The sequence below is a fragment of the Colwellia sp. MB3u-41 genome (genome assembly GCF_014076845.1).
GTDB lineage: Bacteria > Pseudomonadota > Gammaproteobacteria > Enterobacterales > Alteromonadaceae > Colwellia_A.
The window spans coordinates 253,670-271,381 of record NZ_JACGUT010000084.1 but is presented as its reverse complement, the minus strand read 5'-3'; the positions used below and the strand labels follow the sequence as shown (position 1 = coordinate 271,381).

Sequence of the window (17,712 nt, the reverse complement as noted above, 5' to 3'; positions counted from 1 at the left end):
TACTGTTTACCATCAGTCATGATTATTTTAATAAACGAGAAATCACTGCTGAAAGCTGATTATATAAAGAATTTCGCATCGACGTTTTTCGCCAAACAACACCAATTTCTCGATAATAATCTCGATCTAGTGGTGCAATGGTTAGTCCTTCATTTTTTCCCACGTCTTTCTTTACCGCCATTTCGGGTAGAAAAGTAAAACCATGATGAAAAGCGGTCATTTGAACCAGTGTTGATAAACTTGATGCCGAAAAAGAATGGATAAGAGATTTATCAGCAAGTTTACACGCCGATAAGGCATGCTCAGTCAGACAATGTTCTGATGATAGTAAAAAAATACTTTGTTCAGGTAAGTGTTGATAACTCGCTGTTTTCTGAAAAGTGTTAACAAGGGCTTGGTCACCCGCCATAAAAAATCGATCTTTCCCAACGACTCTGCAGTGAAAGTTATTAACCGAAATGGGCAATGCTAGAATCAATAGATCAATTTCGCCATTGTTTAGCAGGTTCATTAAATTTTCAGTCGTATCTTCACGCAAAAACAGCGCTAACTCGGGCAACTTTTTTTGGCAGGCTTGCACAAAGTCAGTTAATAGAAAGGGGGCGATAGTTGGAATACAACCAATGCGCACAGTGCCGGTATATTCATTACCTTGTTGTTTTGCAAAACTGACTAATTCGTTCGCCGACACTAACAGTTGCCGCGATTTATTAACAACTTCTATGCCTTGTGTTGTGAAAATAAAAGATTTGCTATCTCTTTCAATTAATTGACAATTCAGCTGTGCTTCTAACTTTAAAATAGCACTACTTAATGTTGATTGGCTAACAAAGCAAGCACTAGCGGCTCGGTGAAAATTTTGTTCTTGGTAGAGGGCAATTAAATAGCGTAAATGTTTAAGGTTTGGTAAAAACATTGGGCGACATCCATATAAATAATAGCGATTAATTTATCACATAATAATTTAAAAAAACGATTGTGATATTATAGCGATTTATATTCCCTTTTTTACCCTAAAAATTTGCACTCTTATTTTATACAGCCTAATTTGCTCACTATTTTTGATCACACTAATTCTTGCCCTTTCGTTAATATTTTGTTACAAACTATAGGTAAATAATAATGATAAAGGAATATAAATGTTAAAAATCATAAATCTGGCATTAGTATTGATATTAATATCCTTCAATAGCCTTGCTAAAACACCTCTTATACCGCTCAAACTCTTTACGCAAATGCCAATGGTATCTAGCCCTTCAATTTCACCTGATGGGAAAAATATTGCTGTTATTCTAAACCAAGGAGAGTTCACTAAAGTAGCTATTACACCTTTTACCGATCGTAGTAACGTCACCGTAATATTACAGCTAGGTTTCGAAAAATATCGAATCGATAGCCTTTCTTGGGCAAATAACGAACGAATACTTGTCTCGGTAACACAGCCTTATATTATTCGAAAGCAAAAATACCGGACAACCCATTTGTATTCAGCCAAAATTGATGGCAGTGATGTTTTTGAAATTCGGAAGAAAAGTAAAAAAAGAACAGCGGTCACTTTCTATTACAATAGCCCTAGGTTATTAAGCCTGCTAGATAATGAACCTAACCATATTCTAGTCAGTATAAACGATCCTCGTGACGGCAATTATTCTTCAGTTTTTAAGGTGAATGTCAATGATGGTAGTTTTGATAAATATTTACCTAACGCTATGCGTATTATCAGTTGGGGGGTAAATAGAACAGGTGAAGTATTGTTGGGTGTTGGTGTTGACAAAAATCCAGATAAAGATATTAGGTATATTTATACCCGCAAAGATTCCAATGCCGACTGGCAATTAGTAAAAACAACAGAAGCTTATAAAACAGATACCTTCAGTGTCATTATGTATGAGCAAGAAAATAATTCCATTATTGTCAAATCAGATTACACCGAAAGTGAAAATGATGTATCTAAAAAATCGTTGTGGCGCTATCACATCGAAAGTGGAAAATTTGAGCTTTTAGGAAGAGCCCCTGAGAATTATGACGTTACTGGTGCGATAATCCGTAACGAAGGTAATAAAAGAGAAGTTATTGGCTACAAATATAATGATGGTTTCGTTCGTTATGTTTATTTTGATAAAGAAAGCGATGCTTTAGCAAGGCAGATCCGCAGCATATTTGCTAAAAAAGATTTACAGGCAAATATTTATGACTGGGATCGTAAAAAAGAGCGCTATATCATCAGCACAATTAGTGATAGTAAAGCCGCTCAATTTTATTTATTTAATCAAAAAACCAATAAGCTATTACCCTGGTATGGAGAATATCCACAATTAAATCAATATACATTATCTAAAGTTCAACCTTTTGAGTTCAAAGCTCAAGATGGCATGGCACTTCATGGGTATTTAACATTACCTAACAATGTTAAGAATCCCCCTATTATCTTGCATCCCCATGGTGGTCCCTACGCGCGCGATTCACAATACTTTGACTCATTCGTGCAAATGTTTGCTAGCCGTGGCTATGCTGTACTACAAGTGAACTTCCGTGGTTCGACGGGATATGGCAACCAATACCAAACCTCTGGATATATGCAGTGGGGCAAAAAGATGCAAACTGATTTACTCGATGCCATGCAATGGGTAAAAGAATCAGGTCAAGCAAATACCGAAAAAGCCTGTATTGTAGGGGCAAGCTATGGTGGCTACGCCGCGTTAGTTGCCGGTTTCCAAACGCCTGATATGTTTAAATGTATTATTAGTATTGCAGGTGTTTCAGATATGGAAGCACAAATTAATCATTGGGAACGCTTTGGTAGCGATGGTTATGTTGATAACGCAGTCAGTAAAGACCCTGACGAGATGAAAAAGGTTTCACCCGTTAATCATGCTAAATTATTTAAAGCCCCGGTACTGCTACTCCATGGTCAATCAGATATTAGAGTAAGTTACTACCAGTCCGAAATGATGTATGACGCGTTAAAAGATGCAGGGAAAAATGTTGAATATGAACTGTTCAAATTTGGTACTCATCATCTAAACGATGCCGCAAATCGTACAAAAGCGATGACGATGATGGAAGCCTTTTTAACTAAGCATTTAAACTGAACAACGTTTAAAGAATCGATGAATGCTAATTCAATTCATCGATTTCTTTAATTATTTCTCAAGATACGGTAAAGTAAAAATATTAATTTATACTATTTATAGGAAGTAACATGTCACAAGCATCAGCACGTCATTTATTAGTAGATACAGAAGAGCAATGTTTAACGCTTAAAACCCAAATCGAAGATGGAGCAGATTTTGCTGTTATAGCCCAAGAGCATTCAAACTGTCCTTCAAAAATGCAAGGTGGCGATTTAGGAACATTCGGTCGTGGCCAGATGGTACCAGAATTTGATGAAGTTGTTTTCACTGCTGACTTAAACACTGTTCAAGGCCCAGTAAAAACACAGTTTGGGTACCATTTATTAGAAGTTACCGCTCGCTCTTAAGGACTAGCTTCTTTAAAAACCGATAAAAGTAAGGTTAATAATGAAACAACTTATAATTTTAATTTTTCTTTTATCGATTTCCAATAACTGCCAAGCTATCGCAATTGATGCGGTTAAATCACATCAAAAAATAATTCACTTTCTTGCGGATAATTCGTTAACTGACCTCAAAATAACTTATCAACAACTAGACCTTGGCGATATTTGTGGCTTTGTGGGTTGTCATTGGCGAAAACTTGTTTCTGTCATCGTTACGTCTAAAAGTGCTAATGCACCATCAACAACTATTGTCGCACTAGTTGAAGGCCTAGTACCGGATAATCAAAATAAGCCTACGGTTACTTTTGTAACACTACAAAATAGCTTACCTAACACACTCGTTTTTATTGATTAACAACAAGGTATAACTCTCGTTATCCCACTTTGTTGTGATTCGACTTCATACCTATTGCTTTTATTTTTAACAATAAAACTCTAAATCACTGATATTTAAAGAAACAAATATTTAGTTACCTTTTATTTACAAAGTAAACCCTCAAGTCGTAAATAATTAATTACACCTTGTACGATTAATTAACCATCAATTTATTGTTAATTATTTGTTATTTTCGTTAAATTAATGCTACGGTTAATTTGTCAGCAAAGACTGGCCAAAATTCCTCAGCACCCTAGGATGACAACTAAATCAATGGAATGAGGGAGGAAAATAAAAACAACGCTTGGCTTTTAATCTGAGCATAAAATTAAGTTAAATTAGGAACACCTAATGAAAAATAATAATAAAATATCTCAACTCTCATTCCTTATTGGTGCAGCACTTACCGCTTCAGCAATGAATGCAACCGCTGTAGAAATGAACTCAAGCTCAATGTTAGAAGAAACAAATACAGGTACTCCTGTAATTGCGCCTGTGACGACTACAGGTCCAGAGATTGTAAATTCTCTTGTTGGTACTAAAAACCCTGCTGCTCAAGCATTCAAAAGCATGATAACCAACCAGAGTTCATACGGTTCTCTGGGCAATGAGAACTTCAATGTTCGACGCCAATGGACTGATGAATTAGGTAAAACTCATACACATTTTGATCAAACTATTAATGGTCTGAAAGTTTATGGTACGAGTATGATCATGCACACAAATTCACCTATCAGTGCGTTTAGCATGACAAATGCAGCCGCAAGCGTGTATAGCGTTACAGGTACACTTGCGACAACTTCATCTCCTTTGTTCTCTATGATGAGCAATGCAAGTGTAATAAAAAATGACTCAGCTCAAGCGGTAGTCGCCGCCGAAAGTATGGGTAATATTTTAAATACTCCAGAGCTTGCTTACATATATTTACCACTTTTAGAAGAAACTAAACTCGCTTATAGACTTGAAGTCTCATGGGATAATGGCGGTGAAGATTTTGGTCGTGACTATGTTTATTTTGATGCTGATACAGCTGAAATATTAACAAGAGAACCACAAATACATTCAGCTAAAAACTGGAGAACTTATACCTTAAATGGCGGTTCGGCAAATTCGGCTCCTGGTACATTGTTGTGTACAAACACGCAAAATTGTGGAGGTAATGCAGCGGCACAGCGTGCTCATGATGGTGCGTCAAAAGTCTATGATTATTATCAGAGTAAATTTGGCCGTGATAGCCTTGATAACAATGGTATGACCTTAATTTCGAGTGTAGATTTAGGCGTACAGAATGCATACTGGACTGGATCACAAATGATGTATGGCCAAGCCTCAAGTGGTATGAACGACTTTACCAGTGATTTCGATATTATCGGTCATGAATTAACGCATGGTGTTACTGATAAAACAGCAAATCTCATTTATGCCAATGCATCAGGAGCATTAAACGAAGCGTGGTCAGACATTTTAGGTCTTTCTGCAGAGTCATATAAAAATGGCACAACAAGCTCTACTTGGTTATTAGGTGACGGCTTATATAACACCGCAGGTAAAGCTTTACGTTATATGGACAACCCAACTAAAGACAATTACTCAAAAGATTGGTATCCAGAGCGTATTCCTTTCGTCAGTAACCCAAGTAACAGTAATGACCAAGGCGGCGTTCATGGTAACTCTGGTATTGCTAACTTAGCTTATGTGTTGTTAGTCGATGGTGGTACTCATCCACGTAATAAATCAACAGCAGTCGTTCCAAGTATTGGTATGGCAAAAGCAGAGAAAATTTTCTATCGTGCGCTGGTGACTTACATGAATCAAAACACTAACTTTGCTGGTGCACGTTCAGCAACCGCACAAGCCGCACAAGATCTATACGGTACTACTGAAAAAACAGCTGTAGAAACGGCTTGGTGTGCTGTAGGCGTTGGAAGTTGTCCTGATACAGGAACACCTCCTACCGGTAATGTATTAACAAATGGTGTTGCTGAAACTAACCTGAGCGCATCAACCAATACAGATGTTGTTTATACAATGGAAGTACCGACTGGCGCGACTGACATCAACTTTGTGATGAGTGGTGGTTCTGGTGATGCTGATATGTATGTAAAGTTTGGCTCAGCCCCTACGGATTCAACCTATGACTGTCGCCCTTATGTTGGTGGAAATAATGAGTCTTGTGCAGGTACCTCTACTGGCGGTACTTACTATATTCGCATAAAAGCTTATTCGGCCTTTTCAGGTTTAAGTCTAACCGGTAGTTTTACGGGTGGCTCTACCGGTGGAAATCCAGCGATTAATGGTTCAGAGTCAAATGTTGCTGTATCACAGGGACAATGGAAACGTTTCACTCAAGTGTTACCAGCCGGTTATGCCGATATGACCATTAGTCTTTCAGGTGGTTCGGGTGATGCTGATTTATACATTCGCCGAGGAGCACAATCAACTTCATCTACCTATGATTGTCGCCCATATAAAAATGGTAACAACGAAAGCTGTAGTTTTACAAACCCAGCGGCAGGTACTTGGTACATAGATATTTTTGGATATAGTGCGGCTTCAGGTATGACGCTTACACTTCAAGCAAACCCTTAATTTATTCTAAAGTAAGCTATTTTAAATAAATTAAGAAAGTAAGTTAATTAAAGCTGGTCGGTAGATACTGACTAGCTTTTTTTTATGCGTTTTTTAAATTTTTCAAAACGAAGCGCTAATAACGTAATACTAATAAATAGATAAATGCTTGGTTCAATAATGTCGGATTTCACCGACCAGTAAAAATGAATACCAACAAAGATAACCGCTAAATAAACCCAATTATGTAGCTTTTGCCAATTTTTACCCATGCGTTTTTTCAGTGCAGAAATTGATGTTATTGCTAACGTCAGTAAAATTAAAAGTCCTGCCATACCAATGGTAATATAAGGTCGATCAATAATTTCATTCAAAAATAGTAACCAATCAAACTGAACTTCAAAGACCAAAAAGTTAGTTAAGTGAAGTAGTGCATAAGTAAAACTATATAAGCCGACTAATCGGCGAACTTTTACTAATAATGAAATTTTAAAGCGCTTACTGATAGGAGTTATTACCAAACTTAATAACAATAAATTAAAAGCGCCGATCCCGGTAAAATGAATAATGGCCTCAACCGGATCAGCACCTAATTGGTCAGTAAAAGCTAAGTAATATGCATTGACTAACGGCAATAAGGCCGCAAGGTGAATAAATAATTTGAAGAAAAAAACGTTATATTTCATGAGGCTAATAATGACTTAATCAGTTAATAGAGATGATGTATTCATAGCTAAACACTCATCCCTGACCGTTTAAAAAAGGCTTTAGAAGTTTTTTCGTAAGTCGAGATCTCTATACATCTCAGCAACTTCTCCTCCATAACCGTTGAAAGGTAAAGTATCAATACGGTTACGAGCAAATAAACCACCAGAAGTAATTCTTCGCTCACTGGCTTGACTCCATCGAGGGTGGTCAACGTTAGGATTAACATTAGCATAAAAACCATATTCGCTGGGCGCCAAAATATTCCATGTAGATGCGGGGGGATGTTCAACAAATTTTATTGCAACAATCGATTTGATACTTTTAAAACCATACTTCCAAGGTACAACTAAACGAATAGGCGCCCCATTTTGGGCAGGTAAAGTTTTCCCATATAAACCGACACTCATCAGTGCTAGTGGGTTCATAGCCTCGTCAATACGTAGGCCTTCAACATAAGGGTAGTCAACACCACCACCAAGTCGTCTACTTGCTTGTCCTGGCATTTGTTCTGGGTCGTATAAGGTTTCAAAAGCAACATATTTAGCACGAGAGTTTGGCTGCGCTTTTTTTAATAGCGTTGCTAATTCAAAACCAACCCAAGGGATAACCATTGACCAAGCTTCTACACATCTTAGACGATAGATACGTTCTTCAAGCACAAAACTTTTTGTTAACGCATCTAAATCTAACGTATAAGGTTTGTCACATTCACCACTAATGGTTAACTTCCAAGGATTAACGTTAAAACTTTGTGCGTTGTTGACTGGATCACTTTTATTTGTCCCAAATTCGTAAAAGTTATTATGACTCGTCACTTTAGCTTCAGGTGTGAGTACTTGTGCGTTGTTAGTGCTGTTAGCTGTAAAATTCAGGGGATAACGCTGAAAAGTTTGTGTGGGTTCTGATGAGAAAAAATCTAAGCCTTTACCATGAACAACACTCGGTATAGCAGAGGCGATTAATGTTCCTGCGCCAATAAATCCCATTTTCTTAACAAGCTGTCTGCGTTGTAAGTAAACACTTTCATCGGTAACTTGATGTTCTTTAAGCGAGGATTTTGCAGGCGATTTAATTAACATAGGTCTACTTCTCGGGTTATTAATTGTCTAACGATAAACTAATAGACCCGAAAGATAGAGAATTACTTCATTATTTATAAATAAATATGATTAACCATAAAATTAACGAGCAAATTGTTGCAAGTAATTAATAACATCTTTAGATTCATACAACCAAGTCACCTTTTCGTTTTTATCTGTTATTTTCAAACAAGGTACTGTGCGCTTACCTCCTTCTTTGATTAACTCTTCACGATAATTTTCGTTTTGATTAATATTACGTAATTCAATATTTAAACCATCACGTTTCATTGAACGACGAACTTTTACACAAAAAGGACATGCGGGTAATTGATATAAACTTAAATGTTTTGTGCTCGTATCAATCTCAGTTTGTAATTCAGGGGTTCGTTGCGGACCACTTGGTGAAAAGATGAAATTCAATAATAAAATAATACGACCAATAATCCAGCGAACAATAAACATAAAACAACTTCTCTTTAGTTATAAAAATAATACACGAGACTGCTTCAATACAGCCCCCTCAATTTGTGCCAGTTTAACATAATTGCTTTGTTATACTTATTTTCATTTGTGCAAACACGCCAGCTACCACATCATATCATCAGGAATTTGATAATCAGCATAGGGATCGTCAGCTGCGACCTCATCACTTTCAACTTTATCATTTTGTACCAAGATAACGCTTGGGTCTAAAGTGGCTAATTTTGCAGCCGTTTCAGCCGTAACAAGGTAACTCTGATCCACTAAACCACAAACCGCTAAACGTCCGTTCACTAGAGCTCTATGGGTAACCGCATTTACAAAAAGTTTTTTAATTTTACTATTAAAGGTAAAGTTATACTCCGTTTCACCGTTAACATTTTTAATATGGTGGTGCTCAAGTATTTGTTGAATACGTAACGTTTTTTCTTTATTAGCAAGCTGTTGTTTTTTTTCTTCATTAAGGGCAGCGTCTTTTGCTAACTTTTCTTTCTGAGCTTTCGCTAAATCTTGCTTTACTTGGTCTTGCAAACTGTCATCTTTTGCAACACCACTGCGTTTTTGTTTATTTGTTTTACGTTGACTTGTATTGGCTTGTCGCGCTTTTTGCTTAGTTGTTAAGCCTGCTTTTAATAGCTGATCTTGTAAAGATGCCATAAAAACTCCTGAATTAAGTTTATCGATAATAATTGTCGCTATTCTATCGGTAAAAATACTAATAAAAAAGCATGTGTTCTTTTCTTTATTTATAAACCCATAATAATGTTCTATCATTGAATGTTAACTTTATAAATAATAAGGTAATCTAGCACAACTAAATATCCTAAAAACTTCACACTATGAATAAAATAAAACACATATTAATTGGTTTCTTGCTGATCTTATTTTTAGTCATTGCAAGTTTAGGTACATGGATTTACAGCCAAATTGATAGTGCTTTGCCTGTTCTTGAAGGGAAAAGAACGTTACTGGGATTAAGTGATACCGCCGTAGTTGAACGAGATAGTCAGGGCATTGTAACGATAAAAGCTAAGAAGCGTAATGATGTTGCCGTTGCTACTGGTTTTATACACGCCCAAGAACGCTTTTTTCAGATGGATTTACTGCGCCGAAATTCTGCTGGTGAACTCGCTAGCTTATTTGGTGAGAAAGCATTACCCCATGATAAAAAAATTCGCCGCCATCGTTTTCGTGAACGTGCGCGTGTCATAGTATCTCAACTTCCCGATAAAGATTTAGCCTTACTAAAAGCATATACTCGTGGCGTTAATCAAGGCATAAATAATTTAAAGTCACCTCCTTTTGAATACTTACTCTTACAACAAGCGCCAGTGTCATGGCAAGAAGAAGATACTATATTAACGGTATTAAGTATGTACATGGACTTACAATATGCCGCGGGCGATCGTGAAAGAACATTAGGTAATATAAAAAATAGCCTCGGTAAAGACGTCTTTGAGTTTCTGAATCCCAAAGGAAGCATTTGGGATGCCGCTATCGATGGCACTCACTATCCTTCAAGTGCCATGCCCACACGTGCATGGCCTTCGGCCTCAGCAGAGCAGAAAACGCTTATATCTGCATCCTCAATTTCTGAGCAAGACCAAAATACCGGTTCTGCTAACAATAACTATCAAGGTGAGGAATTCCCTGGGTCAAATAACTGGGCCGTTTCGGGGAAACTCAGTGCAACAGGCAGTGCCATTGTCGCTAACGATATGCATTTAGGTATACGCGTACCTAACACTTGGTTTCGGGCAACCTTTAAATATGAAAGTGATGATAATAAAAGTATAAAAGTAACGGGGCTTACATTGCCTGGAACGCCTAATATAATTGCGGGTAGCAACGGTAATATTGCTTGGGGTTTTACCAATAGTTATGGTGATTGGAGTGATATTATTATTCTCGATACTAATGCTGATCAAAGTCAGTATTTAACGCCAACAGGTTATCGAGACTTTACTGAACATAAACATGTTATCGCTATCAAAGATCAAGACGCACAAGAACTTATTGTAAAAGAAACAATTTGGGGCCCCGTTATAGGCTCGAACAGTAATCAGCAATTATTAGCTTATCGTTGGGTTGCTCATGATGTGCAAGCCGTGAATCTACACCACACCCAACTCGAGTTAGCAACGAGTGTTGACGAAGCTTTTATTATTGCTAGCAAAGCCGGTATTCCGGCACAAAATTTAGTGGTTGGTGACAAAGCAGGGAATATTGGCTGGACAATTATGGGGCCTATCCCCAAAAAGTCGACCCAGTTTGGCGAAACACCAACACACTGGGCTGATGGTAAAAACAACTGGCAAGGTTATTTAGATAGCGAACAATATCCCCGTATTAAAAACCCTGAAAACAATCGTTTGTGGACCGCTAACACCCGTGTTGTCGGCGGTACAATGTTAGATAAACTGGGTAACGGTGGTTATGCTTTAGGCGCGCGAGCACAGCAAATAAGAGAGCGTTTACTCACTAAAGATGTTTTCTCAGAACCTGACTTACTTGATATTGCGCTTGATGACCGTGCAATTTTCTTGAAGCGTTGGCAGGACTTTTTACTTAAAAAAGTACTAACGCCTCAAGCCATTGTTCAGCACCCCCGTTGGCAAGCGGTGAAAGAAATTGTTGATACTGACCCATTATGTGCTTGCATTGATTCAGTTGCTTATCGATTGGTGAATAATTTCCGATTGAATGTACGTAATGACGTGTTCAGTTTACTTAATAAAAATTTATCTCACGTAGACGGTAGCTATTCTTTTCGCACTATTCGCCACCAAATTGAAACACCTCTTTGGCAAATGATTAATGACCAGCCGAAGAATTTCTTATGGTTACCAGAAAATAGTTGGCAGGAAGTTTTTGAACAGGCATTAACCACTACATTAGCTGATATGACGAAAGACCAGCCATTAGCGAGTGCGACTTGGGGGCAACAAAACACCAGTAAAATACAACACCCACTCAGTAAAGCAGTACCGCTTATTGGCCATTGGTTGGATATGCAGCCTATACAATTGCCCGGTGACAGCTATATGCCGCGCGTACAAGGAAAAACCTTTGGTGCATCGCAACGCATGGTCGTTTCACCTGGCCATGAATCGTCTGGAATATTGCATATGCCTACCAGTCAATCAGGCCACCCATGGAGTCCCTACTACGGTTTAGGTCATGAAGATTGGGTACAAGGTAAACCATCACCCTTTTTACCTGGTGAAACAAAATATACATTAACGCTATTAAGCTATTAAGTGGAACGATTAAACAGTTTGATAAGCCTTAGCACTAAAACTAAAATCAATCATAAAAAGAGGAACGTATGACTATTCTAATTTGGTGTTTATTTGCTGCCACCCTATTACCCTATTTAGCGAAAGCTCCCGTGGCTATCGCGATGAATAAACTCGGTGGTTACGACAATAATCACCCTCGCGCTCAACAAACACAATTAACCGGCTTTGGTGCACGTGCACTTGCGGCTCATCAAAACGCTTTTGAATCGCTAATAATCTTTATACCTGCGGTTTTATTAGCGATTGCAACCAACACAATAACAGATAGTATTACGGTATTAGCTATCACCCATGTTATTGCACGTGTTGCCTACAACATATTTTATTTATTAAATATTGGACTTATACGTTCTATTGTTTGGGGCATAGCAACCGTGTCATCTTTTGCTATTATTTGGCAATGCATTCCTTAAGAGTAAAAATCTATTTCTAATATAGATTTTTTTAATACAAGCCTTTGGTAATAAAGGCTTGAACAATTTCTTTCCCCTATATACAGTAATGTCATATATCCTGACTAACGTCCTGTTTTAGTCGCCTTCATGATTTTTATTTACTAAAACATCAGGATTCTTTATTTTTAACCATTTTCTTGAAATAACAAAATATAGGGTGAAGTGCTGTGAGCGAAGAATTAGATCTGAATAAAATCCGCGAAAAAATAACCCAGTTAGATCAACAGTTATTGGAATTATTTGCGCAACGCCGTTCACTCACGCTCAATGTGGCGAAAAGCAAAGCTCATCAAATTCGCCCTGTTCGCGACCAACAACGTGAGCAAGAATTACTGATACGTTTGATTAACCAAGGTAAGGTACTGGGTTTAGACGCTCACTATGTGACGAGTGTTTATCAAACCATTATTGAAGATTCAGTATTAAATCAACAAGCCTATTTACAAACCTTAGCAAACCCAAATATTCAGGTACCTACGGTTAGTGTCGCTTTTTTAGGAGACAAAGGTTCTTACAGTTACTTAGCCAGTCATCGCTATTTTTCACGTCGTGCGGCAAAAATCAATGAATACGGCTGCCAAAGTTTCAACGAGATTATGCAGCAAGTAGAATCTGGTCATGTAGACTATGGCATGCTTCCGATTGAAAATACCAGTTCAGGTAGTATTAACGAAGTTTACGATGCACTGCAGCACACTAACTTGTCAATTGTTGGTGAAATAACCCAACCTATCGAGCATTGTTTATTAACCGCAGTAACGACCGAGCTCAATAAAATAAAAACGATTTATGCACACGGACAGCCTTTTACCCAATGTAGTAATTTTCTTGATAAACAAAAGAATATTCGCATCGAATATTGTGACAGTACCGCTGATGCCATGGCGAGAGCTTATGAATTACAAGACCCTACAGTGGCGGTTATTGGCAGTGAGGAAGGTGGTCACCTCTATAAGCTTCATGCTTTGGAGAAGTCGATTGCAAATCAAACAGAAAACCACAGTCGCTTTATTTTAGTCGCCCGTAAGCCTATCGATGTTGCAGAACAAATTCCTGCAAAAACAGCGTTAATTTTGGCTACAGGACAAAAAGCCGGTGCGTTGGTAGATTGTCTTATTATCTTAAAAGCAAAAGGCATCAACATGTGCAAGCTTGAGTCTAGACCGATTCAAGGACGCCCATGGGAAGAAATGTTCTATATTGATGTGGAAGCCAATGTAAAAAGTGCGGTATTACAAGAAGCGATAAATGAAATAACGACAATTACTAACTTCATTAAAATTTTAGGCTGTTATCCTATCGAGCATATTAGCCCAACCAGTGTGCCAAGTAGCGCAATAAACGCTTAGTCTTTATCGATTAATATTGACGTTATTGCCTTTGATAATATCTCTACATCTGCAAAAACAACCTTATCGACCTCGTCAAAAATACAGGTCGGTAAGGCTTTAGTTTTAAGCGCTATTTAATAACGCTTTAAGAGCTGCACGATAACATCGAACAACCTGCTTTATTTCTCGCCCACTCAGGACGCTTTTCACTGTAATGATGAAACGCTATTTGTTCATCGTAAGGTTTTTCCAGAACCTTTTGTAATTCGTGTAACTTGCTATAATCCCCTTGTTCTGCAAGCTCAATGGCTTGTTGTGCTAAATAATTACGCAAGACATATTTAGGGTTCACTTTATTCATCGCCGCTTTTCTTTGCTCTGCTGTTTTTCCGTCTTGCTGAATTCGATGAGCGTAGCTTTCTAACCATAAAGAAAAACGTGATTGATGATCTATCGTCAACTGCTCCTCTAGATAGAAACAATCGGCAAAATGATTAAAATTATTTTCTTTCACTTTTTCGTTATAACTAAAATCAGCCAATAAACGATAAAAAATAGTCATGTCTGTTTCTATATCACCCAATAAGATTTCAAGTGCTAAAAACAATTCAGTATCCGCTTTATGGTTTATAGCTTCGCTCGTAATACCTAGTTTGTTCGACATCATTGCATGCCATTGTTGTTGATACGTTTTGCTGTAATTATTTAATATGGTTTCTAGTGGTGCAGATTCTGCTATCAACGGATAGATAGCGTTCGCTAATTGAAATAAGTTCCATTGCGAAATTTCCCCCTGTTTGCCAAAACGGTATCGCTTACCTTGAGCATCTGTCGTATTGGGTGTCCAAGACAAATCAAAATTATCAATCCAACCATAAGGTCCATAATCAATGGTTTCACCGATTAAGGACATATTATCGGTATTCATTACCCCATGAACAAAGCCCACCCGCATCCAATCCACCATCAGTCGACAAGTACGTTGAGCAATTTCCTCAAACCACGCTAAATAACGTTGAATAGGGTCGTCAGCGTATTCATTTAATAATTCAGGAAAGTCCCGTTTAATTGAATAATCAACGAGCTGCTTTAACAATGCTTTATCTTTACGATAAGCTGGTAGTTCAATACTACCAAAACGCATAAATGAAGAAGACACCCTACAAACAACAGCGCCTAATTCAGCTTTCGCATTACCGTTATAAAACATATCTCGAACGACGCTATCACCCGTTAACGATAAACTCAGCGCTCGGGTTGTAGGAATACCTAGATGAAACATCGCTTCTGAACATAAGAACTCTCGTACTGATGAGCGCAAGACCGCTAAGCCGTCAGCTGTTCGTGAAAAGGGTGTTGGCCCAGCACCTTTTAGCTGGAGTACTTTATGGCCATATGATGGGGTATTTACTTCAGCTAAATTAATCGCTCGGCCATCGCCTAATTGTCCAGCCCAGTGTCCAAACTGATGCCCGCCATAGCACATCGCATAAGGTGAAAATTCTTCGGGAACAATATTACCGGTAAACAATTGTAAAAATTCATCACTCTTTAGTTGTTCTGTACTTAAGCCCAACATTGCAGCAGCATCACGACTACTGGCGATCAATTGAGGATTTGATGTTCTTTTAGGGGTTACCCAGGAGAAAGCAGCAGAATGCACTTGGTGTGGAAAAATAGATTCTTCTAAATCTTTAGGTAATTGAGAAGAAAATTTATTTTCAATATTAAAATCTAGATAAGACAAAATAAGCGACTAATTGGAGAATAGAATTGAGTAGGAAGTATTCACTGTCAGTTTGCATTTTGCAATATGCATTTAAAACAAAAAACTGATAAGAGCTGAATACGCCCCATAAAAAATTCAGCGAGCGTACTATAACAAAGCTTTCGACAGCCTGGCTTTAAAAGTGCTATGGCATGATTGACAACCGGTAATTAACTTTTGATATTCGGCTATCACAACAACCATATTTTTATCCTTTGCTGCTTGCTGAATTTTCATCGCACCTCTGTGTACAATGTGATCCAACCCTTTGAATGTTGCAATATCATCACCTAAGGCCTTCATCAATTTTTTCCTTTGTGACATTGCCGGTTTTGGATGATTAATAATATTCTCTGTCGCATCGTTAATAAGCGTAAAGTCTTCTAAAATAATACCTTGTGTAATCATCTTAGTTTCAGATAACAAACCTTGCATAATATGTTTAAATGTTACCAAGCTGTTTTTATCGATATTTTGTTGGTAATGCTGTGCGTTCGCTGAAGCACCAACGAAAAAAGCTATCACAACACTGGTAATAATAATTTTTTTTTGTATTTTATACATGGTAACTCTTATTTTATCAGTAAGGTAAATTAGTAAACTAAGGTTAATAAAGGGATTAAGTCATATGACAATAATCGCTTTAACGTTAACCAAACAGGAAACAATCATTAATACTCGCATAAGAACACCCAATTTACGCCAAAAATATTAAAGCGCTTTAGCTTATTTTAGTTTCACGGTAAAATAGCGGCAAATTTTAGCGCCCAATTAGGCTTTATCTTGCAAACATTAGCCCAGCTCAATTCCGGTAAACATTCAGATATAACGCATTTAACCCTCAGTGAGAATTTAACTGAATTTCCAATGGAAATATTCTCATTAGCGAACTCGCTTGAAGTCTTAGATTTAGCTAATAACCAATTAACCACTTTACCTGATCAGTTATCTTCATTAAAAAAACTTAAAATATTATTTTTAACAAATAATAATTTTGAAACTATTCCGGCTGTATTAGCAGCCTGCCCGCAACTAGAAATGATCAGCTTTAAATCCAATAAATTAACGTCTATCGATGAAGACGTACTGCCTATAAGAACACGTTGGTTGATCTTAACGGATAATAAAATAGCCAGATTACCCAACTCAATGGGTGGGTTAACACGTTTACAAAAGTTTGCGTTTGCCGGCAATCAATTACAGCAATTACCCGAGACCATGGAAAACTGTAAAAACCTAGAATTAATACGACTTTCTGCTAATCAATTATCAATGCTACCAAATTGGCTATTTCAATTACCAAAATTAGCCTGGCTAGCGTTCTCAGGGAATAATTTCCGCAATGCCTCCCCACAAATAACCGCTAATATGATCAGTGTTTCACGAGAAGACTTTGAGTTAAAGCACAAGTTAGGTGAAGGCGCTTCGGGAGTTATTCATCAAGCAACGTGGCTAAAGAAACCATCAACCATTAATTCAAATAACGATATCGCAGTGAAATTGTTCAAGGGAGAAATAACTAGCGACGGCTACCCAATTGATGAATTAAATAACTGTTTACAAGCTGGCGAACATAAAAGCTTAATAAAAGTCATTGCTAAAATCATGTCAAAGGAACAACTCGCGTTAGTCATGGAGTTAATTCCAGCCAGCTTTTATAATTTAGGTTTACCCCCATCATTAAAAACCTGTACTCGAGATACGTTCCCTAACGAGGGAGTATTAGAAGTAAAAAATATTACAAAGATTGCGCTTAATATGGCTGATACATTGCGTCACTTACATGCGAATAACATTAGCCACGGTGATATTTATGCTCACAATACGATGGTTGATGAAAACGCAAATATGCTGTTTGGTGACTTTGGTGCGGCTTCAAATCTGCAGGTACTCCCCAAAGGCCAACAAGTGGCAATGCAAGCGATTGAAGTAAGAGCTTTTGGCTGCTTATTAGACGATTTATTACCTTTGTGCCACCACTCAAAAATAACTGAGCAATATAAAGCGCTGGCAACAATAAAAGACAACTGTATGCAAAAAGATCTCTTTAAAAGACCAACATTTTCCAGAATTGTAGAACAATTAAAATCGCTGGCTTAAAGGTTTTTTTATAATCATAAAT

15 protein-coding genes are annotated in these 17,712 nt (G+C 37.6%); 8 read left to right on the top strand and 7 right to left on the bottom strand.

What is annotated here, in order from left to right; all coding sequences use genetic code 11:
- Positions 1 to 22 precede the first annotated feature (22 nt).
- On the bottom strand, positions 23 to 916 hold the full coding sequence (locus H4J73_RS17860; protein WP_182223317.1) for a hydrogen peroxide-inducible genes activator: 894 nt from the start codon (positions 914 to 916) through the stop codon (positions 23 to 25).
- 223 nt (positions 917 to 1,139) lie between these two features.
- Between H4J73_RS17860 and H4J73_RS17855 the strand changes: the two genes are divergently transcribed.
- The 4 genes from H4J73_RS17855 (at position 1,140) to H4J73_RS17840 (ending at position 6,485) form a co-directional block, all read left to right on the top strand.
- A complete protein-coding gene (locus H4J73_RS17855; RefSeq protein ID WP_182223316.1) occupies positions 1,140 to 3,092 on the top strand; it encodes a S9 family peptidase in 1,953 nt (650 codons plus the stop codon).
- 110 nt (positions 3,093 to 3,202) lie between these two features.
- On the top strand, positions 3,203 to 3,481 hold the full coding sequence (locus H4J73_RS17850; RefSeq protein WP_182181839.1) for a peptidylprolyl isomerase: 279 nt from the start codon (positions 3,203 to 3,205) through the stop codon (positions 3,479 to 3,481).
- Positions 3,482 to 3,521: 40 nt separating this feature from the next.
- Positions 3,522 to 3,875, top strand: coding sequence for a hypothetical protein (locus H4J73_RS17845; RefSeq protein WP_182181838.1), 354 nt, complete (start codon positions 3,522 to 3,524; stop codon positions 3,873 to 3,875).
- A 372-nt stretch (positions 3,876 to 4,247) separates the two neighbouring features.
- Positions 4,248 to 6,485 carry a M4 family metallopeptidase gene (locus tag H4J73_RS17840; RefSeq protein ID WP_182181837.1) on the top strand — a complete coding sequence of 746 codons (2,238 nt, stop codon included), beginning with the start codon at positions 4,248 to 4,250 and terminating at the stop codon, positions 6,483 to 6,485.
- Between the two features lie 71 nt (positions 6,486 to 6,556).
- Here H4J73_RS17840 and msrQ read toward each other — a convergent pair whose 3' ends face one another.
- The 4 genes from msrQ to H4J73_RS17820 all read right to left on the bottom strand — a co-directional run bounded on the left by msrQ (position 6,557) and on the right by H4J73_RS17820 (position 9,391).
- Entirely contained in the window at positions 6,557 to 7,150 is a 594-nt protein-coding gene (gene msrQ / locus H4J73_RS17835; RefSeq protein ID WP_182223315.1) for a protein-methionine-sulfoxide reductase heme-binding subunit MsrQ, read from the bottom strand.
- Positions 7,151 to 7,231: 81 nt separating this feature from the next.
- Positions 7,232 to 8,251, bottom strand: a complete 1,020-nt coding sequence (gene msrP / locus H4J73_RS17830; protein ID WP_182223314.1) for a protein-methionine-sulfoxide reductase catalytic subunit MsrP — start codon at positions 8,249 to 8,251, stop codon at positions 7,232 to 7,234.
- 102 nt (positions 8,252 to 8,353) lie between these two features.
- Positions 8,354 to 8,716, bottom strand: a complete 363-nt coding sequence (locus H4J73_RS17825) for a glutaredoxin (RefSeq protein WP_182181834.1) — start codon at positions 8,714 to 8,716, stop codon at positions 8,354 to 8,356.
- 123 nt (positions 8,717 to 8,839) lie between these two features.
- On the bottom strand, positions 8,840 to 9,391 hold the full coding sequence (locus H4J73_RS17820) for a DUF2058 domain-containing protein (RefSeq protein ID WP_182181833.1): 552 nt from the start codon (positions 9,389 to 9,391) through the stop codon (positions 8,840 to 8,842).
- Positions 9,392 to 9,573: 182 nt separating this feature from the next.
- Between H4J73_RS17820 and H4J73_RS17815 the strand changes: the two genes are divergently transcribed.
- From H4J73_RS17815 to H4J73_RS17805, 3 genes are all read left to right on the top strand, one after another.
- Positions 9,574 to 11,994, top strand: a complete 2,421-nt coding sequence (locus H4J73_RS17815) for a penicillin acylase family protein (protein ID WP_182223313.1) — start codon at positions 9,574 to 9,576, stop codon at positions 11,992 to 11,994.
- 68 nt (positions 11,995 to 12,062) lie between these two features.
- On the top strand, positions 12,063 to 12,449 hold the full coding sequence (locus H4J73_RS17810) for an MAPEG family protein (RefSeq protein WP_182181831.1): 387 nt from the start codon (positions 12,063 to 12,065) through the stop codon (positions 12,447 to 12,449).
- 209 nt (positions 12,450 to 12,658) lie between these two features.
- Positions 12,659 to 13,840: a chorismate mutase gene (locus H4J73_RS17805; protein WP_182181830.1), complete on the top strand. Its 1,182-nt coding sequence runs from the start codon at positions 12,659 to 12,661 to the stop codon at positions 13,838 to 13,840.
- A gap of 127 nt (positions 13,841 to 13,967) precedes the next feature.
- On the opposite strand, the gene H4J73_RS17800 is transcribed toward H4J73_RS17805, so the two are convergent.
- Together H4J73_RS17800 and H4J73_RS17795 are read right to left on the bottom strand one after the other, a co-directional pair.
- The gene (locus H4J73_RS17800) at positions 13,968 to 15,569 is read right to left on the bottom strand and encodes a YdiU family protein (protein ID WP_182181829.1); all 1,602 of its coding nucleotides are present in this window, start codon (positions 15,567 to 15,569) and stop codon (positions 13,968 to 13,970) included.
- A gap of 129 nt (positions 15,570 to 15,698) precedes the next feature.
- Positions 15,699 to 16,154 carry a hypothetical protein gene (locus H4J73_RS17795; protein WP_182181828.1) on the bottom strand — a complete coding sequence of 152 codons (456 nt, stop codon included), beginning with the start codon at positions 16,152 to 16,154 and terminating at the stop codon, positions 15,699 to 15,701.
- 219 nt (positions 16,155 to 16,373) lie between these two features.
- On the opposite strand from H4J73_RS17795, the gene H4J73_RS17790 reads away from it, so the two are divergent.
- Positions 16,374 to 17,690, top strand: coding sequence for a leucine-rich repeat-containing protein kinase family protein (locus tag H4J73_RS17790; RefSeq protein ID WP_182181827.1), 1,317 nt, complete (start codon positions 16,374 to 16,376; stop codon positions 17,688 to 17,690).
- Positions 17,691 to 17,712 lie beyond the last annotated feature (22 nt).